The sequence below is a fragment of the Micromonospora humida genome (genome assembly GCF_016901255.1).
Taxonomy (GTDB): Bacteria; Actinomycetota; Actinomycetes; order Mycobacteriales; family Micromonosporaceae; genus Micromonospora; species Micromonospora wenchangensis.
Window position 1 is genome coordinate 239,929 of the sequence record NZ_JAFEUC010000010.1, and the last position, 16,508, is coordinate 256,436.

At 74.7% G+C, this 16,508-nt stretch carries 14 protein-coding genes; 3 read left to right on the top strand and 11 right to left on the bottom strand.

Annotated features, from left to right (window positions below; all coding sequences use genetic code 11):
• Window positions 1–166: 166 nt before the first annotated feature.
• Window positions 167–1,195 carry a hypothetical protein gene (locus JQX11_RS21110; protein ID WP_204926692.1) on the top strand — a complete coding sequence of 343 codons (1,029 nt, stop codon included), beginning with the start codon at window positions 167–169 and terminating at the stop codon, window positions 1,193–1,195.
• A gap of 144 nt (window positions 1,196–1,339) precedes the next feature.
• Here the strand turns inward: JQX11_RS21110 and JQX11_RS21115 are convergent, their stop codons facing one another.
• From JQX11_RS21115 to JQX11_RS21125, 3 genes are read right to left on the bottom strand one after another with little or no spacing between them, the layout of a single operon-like run.
• Window positions 1,340–1,804: a hypothetical protein gene (locus JQX11_RS21115; RefSeq protein WP_204926693.1), complete on the bottom strand. Its 465-nt coding sequence runs from the start codon at window positions 1,802–1,804 to the stop codon at window positions 1,340–1,342.
• A 5-nt stretch (window positions 1,805–1,809) separates the two neighbouring features.
• Window positions 1,810–2,454, bottom strand: coding sequence for an RNA polymerase sigma factor (locus tag JQX11_RS21120; protein WP_232378258.1), 645 nt, complete (start codon window positions 2,452–2,454; stop codon window positions 1,810–1,812).
• Window positions 2,451–3,764: a S8 family peptidase gene (locus JQX11_RS21125; protein ID WP_307826282.1), complete on the bottom strand. Its 1,314-nt coding sequence runs from the start codon at window positions 3,762–3,764 to the stop codon at window positions 2,451–2,453. The genes JQX11_RS21120 and JQX11_RS21125 overlap by 4 nt, the downstream gene beginning before the upstream one ends.
• A gap of 188 nt (window positions 3,765–3,952) precedes the next feature.
• On the opposite strand from JQX11_RS21125, the gene JQX11_RS21130 reads away from it, so the two are divergent.
• Window positions 3,953–6,565, top strand: a complete 2,613-nt coding sequence (locus JQX11_RS21130) for a CHAT domain-containing protein (RefSeq protein ID WP_204926694.1) — start codon at window positions 3,953–3,955, stop codon at window positions 6,563–6,565.
• 30 nt (window positions 6,566–6,595) lie between these two features.
• Here the strand turns inward: JQX11_RS21130 and JQX11_RS21135 are convergent, their stop codons facing one another.
• Complete coding sequence (locus tag JQX11_RS21135; RefSeq protein WP_204926695.1) at window positions 6,596–7,378, bottom strand: inositol monophosphatase family protein; 783 nt, start codon at window positions 7,376–7,378, stop codon at window positions 6,596–6,598.
• Window positions 7,379–7,633: 255 nt separating this feature from the next.
• Here JQX11_RS21135 and JQX11_RS21140 point away from each other — a divergent pair, with 255 nt between their 5' ends.
• A complete protein-coding gene (locus JQX11_RS21140; protein ID WP_204926696.1) occupies window positions 7,634–9,334 on the top strand; it encodes an aminotransferase class V-fold PLP-dependent enzyme in 1,701 nt (566 codons plus the stop codon).
• A gap of 77 nt (window positions 9,335–9,411) precedes the next feature.
• On the opposite strand, the gene JQX11_RS21145 is transcribed toward JQX11_RS21140, so the two are convergent.
• From JQX11_RS21145 to JQX11_RS21175, 7 genes are all read right to left on the bottom strand, one after another.
• Window positions 9,412–10,002, bottom strand: coding sequence for a hypothetical protein (locus tag JQX11_RS21145; protein WP_204926697.1), 591 nt, complete (start codon window positions 10,000–10,002; stop codon window positions 9,412–9,414).
• The gene (locus JQX11_RS21150) at window positions 9,999–11,405 is read right to left on the bottom strand and encodes an MFS transporter (RefSeq protein ID WP_232378259.1); all 1,407 of its coding nucleotides are present in this window, start codon (window positions 11,403–11,405) and stop codon (window positions 9,999–10,001) included. The genes JQX11_RS21145 and JQX11_RS21150 overlap by 4 nt, the downstream gene beginning before the upstream one ends.
• The gene (locus JQX11_RS21155; RefSeq protein WP_204926698.1) at window positions 11,402–12,202 is read right to left on the bottom strand and encodes an ABC transporter ATP-binding protein; all 801 of its coding nucleotides are present in this window, start codon (window positions 12,200–12,202) and stop codon (window positions 11,402–11,404) included. The genes JQX11_RS21150 and JQX11_RS21155 overlap by 4 nt, the downstream gene beginning before the upstream one ends.
• Window positions 12,203–12,309: 107 nt before the next feature.
• Window positions 12,310–13,113 (bottom strand): cupin domain-containing protein, encoded by an 804-nt coding sequence (locus JQX11_RS21160; protein WP_204926699.1) that lies wholly within the window; start codon window positions 13,111–13,113, stop codon window positions 12,310–12,312.
• Complete coding sequence (locus tag JQX11_RS21165; protein ID WP_204926700.1) at window positions 13,110–13,667, bottom strand: RNA polymerase sigma factor; 558 nt, start codon at window positions 13,665–13,667, stop codon at window positions 13,110–13,112. Before JQX11_RS21165 ends, JQX11_RS21160 begins: the two co-directional genes overlap by 4 nt.
• Before the next feature lie 150 nt (window positions 13,668–13,817).
• Window positions 13,818–15,668 (bottom strand): putative bifunctional diguanylate cyclase/phosphodiesterase, encoded by a 1,851-nt coding sequence (locus tag JQX11_RS21170; RefSeq protein WP_307826283.1) that lies wholly within the window; start codon window positions 15,666–15,668, stop codon window positions 13,818–13,820.
• Window positions 15,665–16,471: an SAM-dependent methyltransferase gene (locus JQX11_RS21175; protein ID WP_145920586.1), complete on the bottom strand. Its 807-nt coding sequence runs from the start codon at window positions 16,469–16,471 to the stop codon at window positions 15,665–15,667. The genes JQX11_RS21170 and JQX11_RS21175 overlap by 4 nt, the downstream gene beginning before the upstream one ends.
• Between the last annotated feature and the right edge of the window lie 37 nt (window positions 16,472–16,508).

The window sequence follows — 16,508 nt, forward strand, 5'->3', positions numbered from 1 at the left end:
TCAGACATCGATGAGTGTCTTATTTGCCGGTCCTGGCGTCATCTGACGGCCAACCCCGCGACGGTATTTCCCGGCACGTTCACGGCTCTTCAACGACGTCATCGCGTCGACACGGCACCGCAACACGCCGGACTCGACGTCCCCCGCCGATGGGAGAAAACCTGTCATGGGCAAGGTAGGAAAGCGCGTCCGCCGCTCGACGCTGGCCGTCCTCACGGGCGCGGCGCTGGCCGGGCTGCTGGCGGTCACCGCCGCCGCCGCGGCACCCGGCGAGGCACCGCAGGGCAAGGCCGCCGCGGCGGCCCGCACCGACGTCTACATGAAGGACGTCACCGCCGACACCGGCATCCAGCCGCACTCGTACAGCCCGCTGTGGGCCAGCCCCGACATCAAGGTCTGCCCGACGGCCGTGGAGTGCTCCACCAGCCAGAACCCGAGGGTCGGGGTCACCAACTACCTCTTCATCAAGCTGCGCAACAACGGACCGTACGGCTCGGGCATCGACAACGGGGTGCTGCGCGTCTACCGGACGACCCCGGGCGGCGGCGCCACCTGGCCGACCCACTGGACCCAGATCGGCGCGGTCAGCGTGCCCGTCTACCCGGGCGTCACCACCGTGACGATCCCGTGGACCGGGGTACCCGGACCGGGGCACTTCTGCCTGCTGGCGCGCTGGGTCTCGCCCACCGACCCGATGACCTTCGAGGGGCCGAGCACCAGCGTCAACACCCAGTACAACAACAACGTCGCCTGGCGCAACGTCGACTCGGTCCGACTCGTCTCGGGCGGGCCCCGGGTCGTCCGGCCGTTCGCCATCGGCAACGTGACCGCCGCGGAGACCAAGAACGACCTGGTTTTCACCCAGCCGGCCGAGCAGGCCCAGGGTGCCCGGGTCTTCGTCGACCTCGGCCCGACCCTGTTCGAGCGCTGGCAGTCCACCGGCAAGGTCGCCACGGGAGTCCGCCAGGTCGGCAAGACCGAGCTGGAGATCGTCGATCCGGGGCGGGCCAGCATCAGCGGGCTGCTGTTGAAGCCCGGTGAGCGCCTCGAGTTCTCCCTGTCCTTCTCGGCCGACACCACCCTGGCCAAGGAGACCGCGCTCAACGTGACCCAGTTCGGGCCCGACGCGGACGGCACCGAACGGGCCGACCTCGGCGGGGTGCAGTACCTGCTGGCGGGCGAGCAGCGGGGGTAACGCCGTCACCACCGCAGGACGGTGGGGCGCGGGCCGAGCGGCCGGCGCCCCACCGTCCTGGGTCGCGGGCCACGACCGGGCACGGGACGCCGACGGCACGCTCGGACGCCGTCGAGAGGGCGGCGCACCGCCACCGGACCGAGGTCAGCGCAGACAGACCCAGGCGGTGGACACCGCGTACCCGACGGTGCGCGCGCACAGCTGGACCGGGCCCGGCGGTGGGACACCCAGCGAGAAGAAGCCCACGGCGTCCACCGACGCCTCGTCGTAGGTGCCGGCGGCCGTCCGGGCACTGACCCGCCCGCCACCGGACGGGGAGAGCTGGCCGACGATCCCGGCGTCGGTCACCTCGATCTCCACCAGCACCGACCCGGTCCGGAACGACAGCGTCCGCGCGGACGCCACGGAACGGGTCATGCCGGCCAACTCGGCGTCGACCGCCGAGTCGAACGTCAGCTCGGCGACGGCCAGTTCCGCGTCGGCGGTCCGCCAGGTGAACGCGGCCAGGGCCGCGCTCAGGTACGCCTCCGAGACCGGCCCGGTGTCCCACAGGGCCGCACCCAGCTCCGTCGTCAGCGCCTCGTCATCCGCAGGCGGCCACGGCTCCATCCGGTTCACCCCCGTTTCGTACCGATGGTGGAAGCTCCGAGAAACTCGACGATCGCCGGGCACTCCCGCAGCCTACGCAGGCATCGTGCCTGGGTCGGGCCGATGCTGCCGATCGGCACGCCCAGCCGTTCGGCGACCTCCCGGTAGCTCACCGGCGGGTCGGCCGTCAGCAGCGCCAGCAACGCCTGGCAGCGCGACGGGAGCTGCACGAAACCCGCCCGCAACGCCTGCCGGCGCTCCGCGCGCAGCAACTCGTCGTCCGGCGCGGGTGCCATCGCAGCCAGCTCCCGGGAGAGCCCGTACTGGCCCTCCAGCGTCTGGTCGTACGGGTCGACGGGGTGGGAGCGGCGGCTCACCCGGGACAGCCGGTAGCACTCCCGGCGGGTGGTGGTGGCCAGCCAGCCCGGTAGCGCCTCGGGTTCGCGTACCCGACCCAGCTGCTCCACCAGACGCAGCCAGACGGTCTGGTTGACGTCGGCCGCGTCGGAGCGGCTGAGGTCGTAGGCGCGGATGACCGCGTACACGATCGGGGTGTACCGGCGGACCAGCTCGGCCCAGGCCGACTCGTCGCCGCGGGCGGCGGCGGACAGCAGGCTGGTCGCGCTGGCACCGGTCGCCGGGTCACCGCCCGGGGCGTCGACGCGGCTCATCCGACGAGCACCCCGTAGTCGGGATGCCAACGGGGGGCGGCGAGCAGGCTCGCACGCGCCGCGTCCGCGCTGAGGCCCCCGGCGGTCATCATCGCGGCGAGCCGCCCGGAGACGTGCCCGGTGGCGAACGAGGTGCCGGCCCAGACGGCGAACCCGTGGAACTGCCGTGCCGGCCTGCCGGGCAGGGGAAGCTGCCCCTCGACGTAGGTGCTGTGCCGCTCGCCGACGGCGCAGGCGTCCACCCAGGGTCCGTAGCAGCTGTCGGCCGCCGGCACCGGGCCGCCGGTCGTCTGGCTGACCGCCGCGACCGCCACCACCCGGTCCAGGGCGGCCGGCCAGAGTGGTCGGCTGGTGCCGGCGTTGCCGGCCGCCGCGACCACGGCGCTTGTCGCCGGCAACGCCGCCACCGCGTTGGCCAGTGGCAGCGACGGCTGATCGTCCAGGGTGTAGCCGCCCAGCGAGAGGTTGAACACGGCGACCTGCGGCGCGAGCCGGCTCAGGGCGGCCACCACCGTCGACTCGTCGCCCACCCCGGTCGGGTCCAGGGCCAGTTCCGGGTCGACGCGTACGCCCGGGGCCGCCTGCCGGACCACCCCTGCGACGAAGGTGCCGTGCCCACCCTGCGCGGCGAGCACGTCGGTGTGGACGTAGAGCGGGTCCTCGTCGTCGAGTTGCGGCAGGTACGCCCCGCCGAGCCACTGCGGGTGGCATGCGCCGGCCTGCTGCCAGATCCCGGTGTCACAGATGCCGACGGTGACGCCGGCGCCCGCACCGAGCCGGGTCGGGTCGGGGGGCGGCAGCGCCGGGGCGGGGCGGGGCGGGGTGCCCGGGTTCCCCATGATGTTGCCCAGCCCGAGCAGCACGTGGTGGGGCTGCACCGCCGGCACCGGTTGGCCGGGCCACTGCTGGGGGTCGCGCAGTTTTCGCACGACGCCGGGGATGTCGGTCTCCCGGTCGAACAGCAGCCGGGTGACACCGGCGAATCCGGCGCCGACGGTCACCGGATAATCGTGGGCGCGCAGCCAGGTGGCGACCCGTTTGGCGTCGGCGGCGGCGGCGAGCAGTTGCCGGGGGCGGTAGAGGATCTCCCGGCCGGGGGCGGTGTAGCGGCGGACGTTCTGGTCGGCGGCCAGGGCGGCCTCGAACGCCCTCTGGTAGGCGTCGGCATCCGCGTCGCCGGCGGCGGCCGGGGCCGGACGCGGCAGCACACCGAACGGCGCCGCCACGGCCAGCGCGGACAGCGTCAGGATCCGCCGTCGGGACAGTGGGCCGCCCGGACCCGGCACGGTGGGGTGGTCAGACGGCGGCACGGATCCTCCATGCTCGTGAAAGAAGCGTGCCCACCGAGGGCGGGCGCGGTGAATTCCCCGACCGCCAATTATTCCGCACCATCGCCGCTTGTCAATTAGGGGCAACCGAGCAGGACACCCATTGACGACATTCCCGCGATGGATTCTCGACGTTGACTCGCGGCTGTTCGTCGTGGACTCTCTAGGGCATGCCCGACAGCACCGGTTGCGGTGCCGCGGCGGCCCAGGCGGCGCTCGACGCCGTCCAGCGATACCCACCCGAGGCGATCAGCATCGCCCAGCGGGTGCTCGCCAGCCAGACCGCCGACGACGACGAGCGCTCCACCGCCGAGCGGGCCATCGGGCTGGCCCTGCGCGAACTCAACGACCTGCCCGGCGCGCTGCGCCACCTGCGCCGGGCGGTACGGGTGTCCGGCACCCCGCGTACCCGGGCGCTGGCCCGGATGAGCCTCGGGTACGTGCTGGCCAACGCCGGCCGTACCGCTGCCGCGCTGCGGGCGGTGACCGCCGCGCTGCCCCAGCTCACCGGTGCCGACGCCGGCCGGGCCCGGATGCAGCGGGGGGTGGTGCTGCACTACCGTGGGCGCTACGCCGAGGCGGTGCGCGACTACGGCATCGCCATCGACATCGCCCAACGCGAGAACGATCCGCTGCTGGAGGCCCGCGCCCGCAACAACCGGGGACTGCTCAACGCGCACCGGGGTTCCTCCGGTGGCCCCGGCGACGACCTCTCCCGGGCGGCGGCGGTCTTCCACCGGCTCGGGCTCGACCTCGCCGCGGCCGACGCCAGGTGGAACAGCGGCATCGCCGCCGGGCAACGCGGCGAGATCGCCGTCGCGCTGCGCTGCTTCGCCGACGTCGACGAGGAGTACCGCCGGCTCGCCGTCCCGCGTCCGGCGCTGCTGCTGGACCGGTTCGAGCTGCTGCTGTCGGTGCCGTTGCTCGACGAGGCGGTCGGGGTGGCCGCCGCCGCGGTACGGGAGCTGCACCGCCGGGGCATGGCCTCGGACCTCGCCGAGGCGCTGCTGGCCCAGGCCCGCGCCGCGCTGCTCGCCGACGACCTGGACACCGCGACCGCGGCCGCAGCCCAGGCCCGGGTCAGGTTCCGGCGTCAGGGCCGGCGCACCTGGGCCGCCTTCGCCCGGCACGTCGAGCTGCGCGCGGAGTTCCGCCGGGGCACCCGGACGGCGGCCCTGCTCACCGCGATGGTGCGCACGGCCGACGAACTCGACGCCACCGGGTGGCCGGGGCCGGCGCTGACCACCCGCCTCGAAGCCGGCCTGCTGGCCGCCGCCTCGGGCCGGGTCGACCGGGCCGTGACCCTGCTCGACGTGGCCGCGCAGGCCCGCCGTCGGGGCACCGCCTCCCGCCGCGCCCAGGGCTGGTACGCCCTGGCCCGGTCGCGTCGACTCACCGGTGACGACGCCGGGGCGGCCCGGGCGCTGCGGCGGGGGCTGGCCGTGCTGGACCGGCACCGCACGTCCCTCGGCGCCACGGAGCTGCGCGCCCACAGCGGCACGTACGGTCGGGAACTGGCCGCCGAGGGTCTCGACATCGCGGTGCGGGCCGGCTCCCCGGCCCGCACCCTGGCCTGGGCCGAACGCTGGCGGGCCAACACCCTGCGGATGCGTCCGGCGCTGCCCCCGGACGACCCGGACCTGTTCGCGGCGCTCACCGAACTGCGGCTCGTCAGCAGCCTGCTGGAGGACGAGGTGCTGGCGGGCCGGCCGGCGCACGCCCTGCGGGGTCGGCAGGCGCGGCTGGAGCAGCGCATCCGGGACCTGGCCCGCCGGGTGCCCGGTGGGACCGGTGTGGTGAACCCGCCCGGCGTGGGCGTGCTCGCCGGTCGACTCGGTGCCCGGGTGCTGGTCGAGCTGGTCGCCCACGGCGACCGGCTGCGCGCGGTGCTGGTCCGCGACGGGCGGGCCAGCCTGCACGACCTCGGTCCGCTGGCCGAGGCGGTGCACCTGACCCGGTGGCACCGGTTCGCGCTGCGCCGGCTGGTCACCACCGGCGACACGGCGACCGCGCGGGCCGGGGCCGGGCACGCCGCCGCCGCACTGGACCGGCAGCTCTTCGATCCGCTGCGCCGGCACCTCGGCGACCGCCCCCTGGTGATCGTGCCGGTCGGGGCCCTGCACGCGGTGGCGTGGTCGGGTCTGCCGACCTGCGCCGGACGCGCCGTGACGGTCGCCCCGTCGGCCACGGCCTGGCTGCGGGCGGACGACGGCGAACCCTCGGCCGGACCGTCGGTGCTGGCCTGTGGGCCGCGCCTGCCGGCGGGTCAGGCCGAGGTGGGCCGGCTCGCGCAGGTGCTGCCGGGGGCGACCCTGCTCACCGGCGCGGACGCCACCGCCGACGCGTTGACCGCGGCGCTCGACGGGGCCGGCCTGGTGCACATCGCCGCGCACGGCACCTTCCGCGCCGACAATCCGCAGTTCTCCACCCTGGAGCTGGCCGACGGACCGCTGTTCGCCTACGAGTGGGAGCGGGTCACCCGTCCGCCCGGCTGTGTGGTGCTGTCCGCGTGCGACTCGGGGCTGACCGGGGTCCGCCCCGGCGACGAGGTCATGGGTTTCACCGCCGTGCTGCTCGGACTGGGTGCCCGGTGCCTGGTCGCCACCGTGCTGCCGGTGCCGGCCGACCCCACCACCGCGCTGATGCTCGACCTGCACCGACGGATGCGGGCGGGGCTGCGACCGGCGCAGGCGCTCGCCGACGCCCAACGGGCCTTCGTCGCCTCCGGCGACGGCACCGCCGGGGCCACGGCGGCGGCGTTCGTCTGTCTCGGCGCCGGGTGACGCCCCGACCGGCAGCGCGGCCGGCGCGGGTCAGCCCAGCGCCGCGACCCGGGGACGCAGGCCGTCGATCAGCTCCGGTGGCGCGGCGAGCACCCGGCTGCCGCTCACCTCGACCGCGACGCCGGCCTCGACGGCGATCACCTGACCGGCCGCCCAGTCCCAGCGGAACGTGCGGTCCTCGACGTAGGCGTCGCAGCGGCCCGCCGCGATCCAGGCCAACGCCAGCGCCGTCGAGCCCAGCATCCGCACCCCACGTACGTCACCGGCCAGGTCGGTGACCACGGCCGCCTGCACCCGCCGGTGGGCGACGTCGTAGGCGTAGCCGGCGGCGAGGACGACCTCGCCGAGGGTGACACCGGCGCGCCGGGTCAGCGGTGTGCCGTTCAGGGCCGCGCCGCTGCCCCGGACGCCGCAGAAGGTCTCGTCGTGAACCGGGTCGTGGACCACCCCGACGACGGGCCGCCAGCCGTCCGGGGTCTGCTGCTCGCAGGCGACGCTGACGCACCAGAGCGGTATCCCCGAGACGTAGTTGACGGTGCCGTCGAGGGGGTCGAGGACCCAGCGCAGCCCGGAGTCGCCGACGTGGTCGCTGCCCTCCTCGGCGAGGATGCCGTCGCCGGGGCGGCGGGCACGCAGCAGCTCGACGATGCGCGTCTCGCTGGCCCGGTCCGCCTCGCTGACCAGGTCGGTGGGGGCGGTCTTGTAGTCGACGCGGCCGTGGTCGCCGAAGCGCCGCAGCAGTTCCCGGCCACCGAGGCGGGCCGCCTCCTCGGCGACCCGCCGGCAGTCGTCCAGCTCGGCAGCGGTCGCCATCGCGTCCTCCTCGGGTCGTCGGCAGGGCCGGTGGAGATCGTCGCACCCGCACGGGCGCGGGCACCAGATGACCCGGCGGACGCCGGTGGTGACCGTGCCGCCCGGGGCCGGGTGGCGGCGTCGGGCCCCGGACACCGGGCGGCGAGCGGCGGGGCCGGCCGGTCGGGCACACTGTGGACAGCGGTCGGGGAACCGACGCTCGCCGACATCCCGTCGACCCGCCCCGTCGCCATCGCCGTGGGGAGGCAGCGCGACATGGGTACGGTCGACACAGAGCGGCTGCTGGCGCGGATCCGCGACGGGGTCGTCGGCGAGGGCGAGGTGCTGGACGGCCCGTACGGGCCACGCCGGATCACCTACGCCGACTACACCGCCTCCGGTCGGGCGCTGGACTTCGTGGAGGACACCGTCCGGGACTGGGTCCTCCCCCGCTACGCCAACACCCACACCGAGAGTTCCGCCACCGGCCGGGCGACGGGACGGTTGCGGGAGGACGCCCGGCGGACGATCCTCGACGCCGTCGGCGGCACCGACGACCATGCGGTGATCTTCTGCGGTGCGGGGGCCACGGCGGCGGTCGACAAGCTGGTGGGCGTGCTCGAACTGCGGCTGCCCGACGGGCCGACGCGCCGCCACGGCCTGCTGGACGCCATCGCCCCGCACCAGCGCCCGGTGGTCTTCGTGGGCCCCTACGAGCACCACTCCAACGAGCTGCCGTGGCGGGAGACGTACGCCGACGTGGTCGTCATCGGCGCGGACGCCGACGGGCACATCGACCGGGCCGAGCTGGCCGAGCGGCTGGTCCGGTACGCGGACCGCCCGCTGCGGATCGGCAGTTTCTCCGCCGCCTCGAACGTCACCGGCATCCTGTCCGACACCGACGCGGTCGCGGCGTTGCTGCACGCCCACGGGGCGCTGTCGTGCTGGGACTACGCGGCCGCCGGCCCGTACGTGCCGATCCGGATGGGCGAGTCGACGCCGGGTGCCGCAGACGGCAAGGACGCGGTGTTCCTGTCCCCGCACAAGTTCGTCGGCGGCCCGCAGACCCCCGGCGTGCTGGTGGTGCGGCGGGATCTGATGCGCAACCGGGTTCCGGTGGTCCCCGGTGGCGGCACCGTGGCGTTCGTCGACCCGGTGGGGCACCGGTATCTCGACGATCCGGTGGCCCGTGAGGAGGGTGGCACCCCGGCGATCGTCGAGTCGATCCGGGCGGGCCTGGTGTTCGCCCTCAAGCAGTCCGTCGGCACCGACGTCATCGCCGACCGCGAGGAGCGGCTGTGGTCGCGGGCGCTACGCCGCTGGTCGACGAACCCGGGGATCGTGGTGCTGGGCAACCCCCGGGCGCGGCGGCTGCCCATCGTGTCGGTGCAGATCCGCCACGGTGCCCGCCACCTGCACCACAACTTCGTCGTGGCGCTGCTCAACGACCTGTTCGGCATCCAGGCCCGCGGCGGGTGCTCCTGCGCGGGCCCGTACGGGCACCGCCTGCTCGGCATCGACGAGGAACGGTCCCGGGCGTTCCGGGTGGAGATCGCCCGGGGGTGCGAGGGGATCAAGCCGGGGTGGACCCGGATCACCTTCGGCTACTTCCTGTCCGACCAGGTCGCCGACTACCTGATCGACGCCGTCGACCTGGTCGCCCGGCAGGGGCACCGGCTGCTGGCCGACTACCGCTTCGACGCCCGTACCGGCCTGTGGCAGCACCACCGGGGGCCGGGCCGGTCGGTGGGCCTGGCCGACCTGGCCCGGCTGGTGACCGGCGGGGAGCAGCCGGCGGCACGTCGGCGTCGGGCCGGGGAGGATGCCCTGGCCGGCTACCTGCACGAGGCACGGGAGATCCTGGCCGGCCGCCGGGACCAGGTCGACGAGGGACCCACCGGCCTGCCGGCCGGTGTGGAGGCGTTGCGCTGGTTCCACCTCCCGCCGGCCTGCACCGCTGCCGCGTCACCGCGCTGACCGGGCGCCGCGCCCCGCCCGGTCATCCCCCGCCGCGTCCGGCGGCGGTTCCTGCCCGCCGCCGGACGCCCGAGCCACTACTCCGCCGGGTCGGTGCGGGCGGGACCGGCGACCGCGTAGACGACCAGCCCGGCGAGGGCGAACGCCACCGCGATCACCGTGGCGGCCCGACTGTCGGTCGGCTGGCCCTGCCAGGTGGCGACCGCTCCCCAGGCGCCTTCCTGCGGGTACATGGCCGCGATGGTGGTCCAGCCCACCGGCAGGAACCAGGACCGGGCGGCGCCGACCACGCTCGTGCACAGCGCGGTCAGGCCGAGCAGCCCGGCGGTGTCGCGGACCACCAGTGCGGCCGGCCCGAACCGGGCTCCCGTGTGCAACGTGGCGAGCAGTACCGCGAGGACGATCGCCCCGCCGGCGATCAGGTGCGCGCCGCGTCGCCAGGACCACCGCAGTGACGCCGTCCGGTCCAGGTTCGCGTCCGGGCCGACGAGGGTGGGGGCAAGCACCGCGACCATCATCAGGACGGTCAGCACGACCAGCAGCGGGGTAGCGTCGCGGTCCTTGGCCAGGGTCCGGTAGAGCACCCAGGCCACCGCGGCGCCGCCGACCGCCGCGGCCAGGGCCACGGGTACCCGGCGTGAGCGCAGGTAGAGCAGCGTCCCGGTCACCTGGCGCTCCGGGACAGCAGGCCCTCGGAGTCCCGGCAGGCCCGCACGGCGTCGCGGACGGCCGTGACCCGGGCCACCGCCTCCGCCTCGGGCAGCGCCCGCAGGCCCTGCCACAGGGTCTTCGCCCCGGTGGTGATCGCCGGGTCCTCCTCGATCATGCCGGGAACCAGCCCGACGTCCGAGCGCGGCTCACGGCCCATGAGCCAGTACGCCGCCGCCCGTTCGACCGTCTCGTTGCGGTTCTGGCAGTCGTAGTCGTACGGGACGCCCAGGCCCCTGACGACGTCGAGGACCACGAGGTCGGGGTGGGCGAGCCGGCCCCGCTTGTCGATCCGGACCTCGATCGTGACGACCCCGTCCCGGGCTGCCGGCTGCTCCTGGCGGTACCCGATCGTGCGGGTGTCCTCGTGCACGACGGTCGGCGAGTCCGGTAGTTTCGCCAGCGCCGCGAGGCCCTCCCGGGCCCGCGGGGTGATCGTGTCGAGCACGTTGGCGTGGACCCGGCTGACGCACACCGTCGGGGTGTCGTCGGTGCAGACCAGTTCCCGCGCGACCGGGTCGACCGGCCAGGTGAGCACGTCCCGGTCGGTGGGGAGGATCGTCGTCGCCACCCCGACCCCGAGCAGCACCGGCAGCACCGCCATCGCCCGCAGCCGCCAGCCGTCGGCGACGAACAGCAGCAGGCCGGTGACAGCGAGCGTGATCATCGAGATCGCCAGCGCGCCGCTGACCCGGTTGTCGATGGTCTGGTACTCGTGGAAGCCGCCGGAGCCGTGCGCCGGGGAGATCGCCGCGGCCAGCCGCTCCGGGGTCGAGACGGTGCTGAAGAAGACCAGCAGCACACCGCCCACCGCCAGCGCCGGGGCGGTCACCAGGGCGGGCAGCAACCGCCCGATGCCCAGTCCGAGCCACCCCGCGGCGACCAGGGACAGCGCGCCGACTGCGGTGACGACGACGAAGTTCGGCAGCGGCACGTACGAGGCGGTGTTGACGATCCAGGCGATGCCCGCCGCGGTCACCACGAGGTAGGCGACCACGAGGGTGAGGGCCATCGTGCCGAGCACCGGCAGCATCCGGGCGGTGCGGGGGCGGGCGGTGGTGGCGAACAGCTCGCCGACCTTCGCCCGGTGTTCCCGGCGGCCCTGCCAGGCCCCGGCCGCGAGGGCGAGCGGCCACATCAGGAGCAGGTACTCCCGGATGGCCAGGGCCAGGGCCATCCAGCCGGTCGACCAGCGGCCGGTCGCCACGTACAGCGACCCGACCCCGACCACCACCGTGATCACCGCGGCTCCGAGCGCGGCGGAGCGGCGCAGTTCGATCCCCATGACGCCCACCCGGGCACCCCGCTTCCCGTCGGGCCGCCGGGCGGCGGCGGTGTGCGCGGCGATGGTCCGCCCGCTCATCGGGTGGCCTCCGCACGGTGCTGACGCAGCAGCGCCGAGTAGCCCCGCTCGGCCGGGCTGTCACCGGCGTGACCCGCGTCGCCCTGCGCGGCCAGCACCTCGGGCGTGCCCCGCCACACCAGGCGGCCCTCGTTGACCAGGACGACGTCGGTGCAGGCCGCCACCACGTCCTCGACCAGGTGGGTGGAGACCAGCACGCAGGTGTCGCCGCCGAGGTCGCGCAGCAGCTCCCGGAAGTCGAGCCGTTGTTCCGGGTCGAGGCCGACGGTCGGCTCGTCGAGCAGCAGGAGCCGTGGGTCGTTGACGATGGCCTGGGCGATGCCCGCCCGGCGCAGCATGCCGCCGGAGAGCGTCTTCATCCGGGCATCGGCCCTGGCGGTGAGCCCGACCCGGTCGATGGCCCGCTGCACCGCCTCGGCGACGCCCGCCTTGGGCATCTCCTTGAGCCAGGCCATGTAGCCGACGAACTCCCGCACGGTGAACCGGGGGTAGTAGCCGAAGTGCTGCGGCAGGTAGCCCAGGTCACGACGGACCGCCCGCAGCTCGGAACGGCCGTCGACGGGGTGTCCGAGCAGGGTCAGCCGGCCGCCGGCCGGGGACACGACGGTCGCCAGGGCGCGCATCAGGGTGGTCTTGCCCGCGCCGTTGGGGCCGAGCAGTCCGTGCACGCCGGTGGGCAGGGCCAGGTCGAGGCCGTTGACGGCGAGGTACCGGCCGGCCCGGACCTGGAGGCCCTCGGCGTGGATCGCCCAGGGATGGGTGGTGGTGGTCGTTTCGACCGCGCTCACCGCACGCATCGTCGCTGTCTCCTTCGATAATTGCCAGGGCAGGGTGGCGGTCCGGCCCGGTGGCCGTACCGCTGCGTCAGGTCAGGGGTGGGGGTCAGTCAGGTCAGGGGTGGGGATCAGTCGCGGTGGGACAGCCGCCGGAAACCGTCGACCCGGAGCAGGGCGACGACGGTCAGGACGGCCGTGACGAGCGCCCAGGTGCGGGCGCTGTCCGCGGACAGCACCACCGGCATCCGGGCGGCGAGCAGGCTGGGGGCGATCACCGCGAGCGTCCAGGCCGTCATGAGGCCGAGCGCGGCGCGGCGTACGCCGACGAGGGTACCCAGCAGCAGGGTGGCGGCGGTGAACGCCAGGCAGGGCAGCAGCAGCAGCGCCATCGACGCCCCGGTCCCGGCGCCGACCACGGCGAGCGCGGGGATGACGAACGCCAGCACCGCAGCCGTGCGCCGCAGCAGCATCGTCAGGCCGGCGGCGGGCGTCGCGGCGATCAGCTCCCAGGCCGGGTCAGCCCGACGGTGCCAGGCGACCGCCACGCCGGGCAGCGGCGCCAGAGGCGCGATCAGCAGCACCACGGAGGGCAGGCCGACCCACAGCGCGCCGAGCAGCGCGGCGCAGCCCAGCACCGTCACCGTCATGACCAGCCAGGGCAGCAGGGTGCCGACGAACCAGCGGTGCCGGGCCACCGACCAGGACCGGCTGCGACGGGCCGGGGCCGGGGTGGCCGCGATCTCCCGGTCCAGCGCCGTCGCGACCAGGTCGATCACGGCCCGGCTCTCCGCCGTGGTGCTGCCGGCCAGGCGGGCACGGCAGTCGGCGCAGTCTTCGAGGTGGACCTCGATCGCCCAGACGCTGGCCTCGTCGAGACCGGGGTCGCCTGTGGCATAGCGGTCGATCTGGGTCAGGTTGGGGTGGGTGGTCATGACAATGCCTCCCGTAGCGCGACCCGGGCCCGGCGGACGCGGGACTTCACCGTGTTTTCCGGTACGCCGAGCAGCACCGACGCCTCGCGCGCCGAGAGCCCGTCGAGGACGGTGGCCCGCAGGGCGGCCCGGACCCCGGGTGGCAGGGTGAGCAGGGCCTGCTCCAGTTCCTGGCCGATCCGGGCGGCCATCACCTCGTCCTCGGCGGCGGGGGCGGTGGCCGGCGTCAGCTCCACCTGCGGCACCTGACTGCGGCGGGCGCGGCGGCGGAACGCGTCGACCAGCCGGTGCGCGGCGATGGTCCACAGCCAGCCCACGGCGCTGCCCTGCGCCTCGCCGCCGGTGCGCGCCCGGGTGCCGGCGAAGCTGCCCGCCGCCCGCCAGACCGCCAGGTAGGTGTCCTGGAGCACCTCGGCCACCACGTCCGGGTCGGCGCAGCGGCGCCGCAGGCGCACCTCCAACCACGGGGCAGTACGACGGTAGAGCTCGTCGAACGCCTGGCGGTCGCCACGGGCGACGCGGCGTACGAGTTCACCCTCGTCGTCTGCTTCCATGTCTGTCCTCACACCTGGTAAGACGACGGCCGCACCGGATCGGGTCCCCAATCGGAGTGACCGGCGTCACATCGTCGCCGGATCGGGCTACACCCATCCTGACGCACCCGCCCGGGTGGGTCGGCGGGCCGCCTGCCGCGCCGCCGCAGGTCAGCGCTGCGGGGCCGGGAACGCCGGCAGGGCGGTGTCCCGGGACACCGTCTCGAGGTCGCGCTGCGCGAGGATGCTGGCGGTGATCTCCTCGGGCGGCACCGGACGGCCGAAGTGCCAGCCCTGCCCGTTGTCACAGCCGGTCGCGGTAAGCCGGTGGGCCTGCTGGGCGGTCTCGATGCCCTCGGCGGTCACCACCAGGCCGAGCCGGTGCCCGAGGGACACGACGATACGCAGGAAGTCGTCGTCCGTGGCGGGGCGGCGGGCCCCCGGCCGCCGGACCGGCTGCGCCGACGGGCGGGTCAGGCTGGCGTCGAGCTTGAGTCCGTGCAGCGGGAGGGAACGGAGGTTGGCCAGGTTCGCGTAGCCGATGCCGAAGTCGTCGATGACGACCCGGACACCGAGGGCCATCAGCGCCGCCAGGGATTCCGTCACCACGCCGGTCAGGTCGATCACGGTCTGTTCGGTGACCTCCAGCTGGAGCAGGTGGGGTGGCAGGCCGGTCCGGTCGAGGATCTGCGCCACCTCCCCGGCCAGGCCGTTGCGGCGGAGTTGGCGTACCGACACGTTCACGCTGACGTACAGCCCGGGTTGGATCCGCTGCCACTCGCCGGCCTGCCGGCACGCCTGCTCCAGCAGGTGGCGGCCGAGCGCCACCACGAGACCGGTGTGTTCGGCGAGGTCGATGAACCGGGCGGCGGTCAGCAGGCCGAGCCGGGGATGCCGCCAACGGGCCAGGGCCTCCACCCCGGCCAGCCGCCCGGAGCGCAGCGCGGCGATGGGTTGGTAGGCGGCGGTGAACTCGCCACGGTGCAGCGCCGCGGGCATGGCCGCCGACAGGCGGTAGCGGGCCGCGTCCGCGGCGCTGCGGTCCTGGTCGAAGCGGCGCAGGGTGGCCTTCCCGTCGGCCTTGGCCCAGTGCAGCGCGATCTCACTGTCCCGCAGCAGAGTGGCGCCGTCGTCGGCGACGCTGCCCTCGGCGACACCCGCGCTCGCCGTCAGGGGTACTTCGGTGTCGTTGACGTGGAACGGGGCGGCGAGCGTGGCCAGGGCCCGGTCGGCGATCTTGATGGCGTCCTCGGCGCAGGTGGTGTCGCGGACCAGGATCGCGAACCGGTCGCTGTCCAGCCGGGCCACCAGGTCGACCCGCGGGTCGGTGAGGGCGGCGAGGCGGTGGGCGATCTCGCGGAGCAGGAGGTCACCCACCTGGTGCCCGAGGACGTCGTTGACCGCCGCGAAGTCGTCGACGTCGAGGCAGCAGACCCCGACCCGGTCGACCGGCACGGCGGCGGAACAGAGGCGTCCCAGTTCCTCGGTGAACCGGGTCAGATTGGGCAGGCCGGTCAGCTGGTCGTGGGTGGCGAAGCGGCGGAACCGGGCCTCGCTGACCCGCAACGCCTCCTCGGCCTGGGTGCGGGCGGCCAGCGCGGCCAGCCGGACGGTGTCCTGTTCCCGCAGGCTGCGGTCGTGCGCGGCGGACGCGAAGCCCGCCGCGAGTTCCGCCAGCAGGTCGTTGAGGCGGGTGGCGCGGGTGGGGTCGGCGGCGATGCCCAGCGCGACGGGCAGCCGTGCGCCGATGACCGCGATCGTCCCGCCGAGCGCCTCCGGCGAGCCGAAGCCGGCCGCCACCAGATCGGCGCCGATCCGCTGGCCGTCACCGGGCCGGGCCGGGTCGGCGAGGACGGCGGTGACCAGCCGGGCGGCCAGTGCGCTGACGATCCGGTGCCGCTGCCCGGCGGTGATCGGCACGTAGTGGGCGCGGTGCAGGGCGGTGGCCCACGCCGTGACGAACCCCTCGACGCCGGGCCGGTACCGGTCGTCGATTCTGTCGGCGTCGGGCCGATCGCTCACCTGCGGCGTCCGACTCCGACGTAGAAGCTCATCCGCTCCGGGTGCTCGCCGACCTCGGCCGGCGACTCGGGACGCCACAGCGGTGACCACACCACGCCGGGCTCCACCAGGTCGAGGCCGGCGAAGAAGTCCTCCACCTGGGCGCGGGTGCGAGCGGTGACAGGCGTGTTGGTCCGGCCGCTGAGCCGGGTGCCCTCCCCCATCTCGTCCGGTCGGCTGTCGGTGGTGACGTGGCTGATCGCCACGCAACTGCCGGGGGCCAGGGCCGTCCACAGTCGCTTGATCAGACCGTACGGGTCGTCGTGGTCGGGGACCGCGTGCACCACCGAGACGAGCAGCAGGCCGACGGGCCGGTCGAGATCGAGCAGCCGGCGGGTCTCCGGATGCTCGAGGATGGCCTCCGGGTGGCGGAGGTCCTCGAGCAGGGCGACCGCGTTGGGCTGGCCGGCGAGGATGTGTGTACTGTGCGTCACCGCCACCGGGTCGATGTCCACGTAGACCACCCGGGCGTCCGGGTCGACCTGCTGGGCGATCTCGTGCACGTTGCCGACGGTGGGGATGCCGGACCCGATGTCGAGGAACTGCCGGACGCCCTGGTCGAGCATGAACCGCACCGCGCGGTGCAGGAACTCCCGGTTCGCCCGCGCGACCAGGCGGAGATCGGGCACCGCGGCCAGGGCCTGGCGGGCGAACTCCCGGTCGACCTCGAAGTTGTGCGAGCCGCCGAGCCAGTAGTCGTAGGCTCGCGCCACGCTCGGCCGGCTGAGATCGACATCCGCTGGCGCCCACTCCGGCCGTTCCATCGCCACCCTTCCCACCACCACCGTGACGTGACCGCCG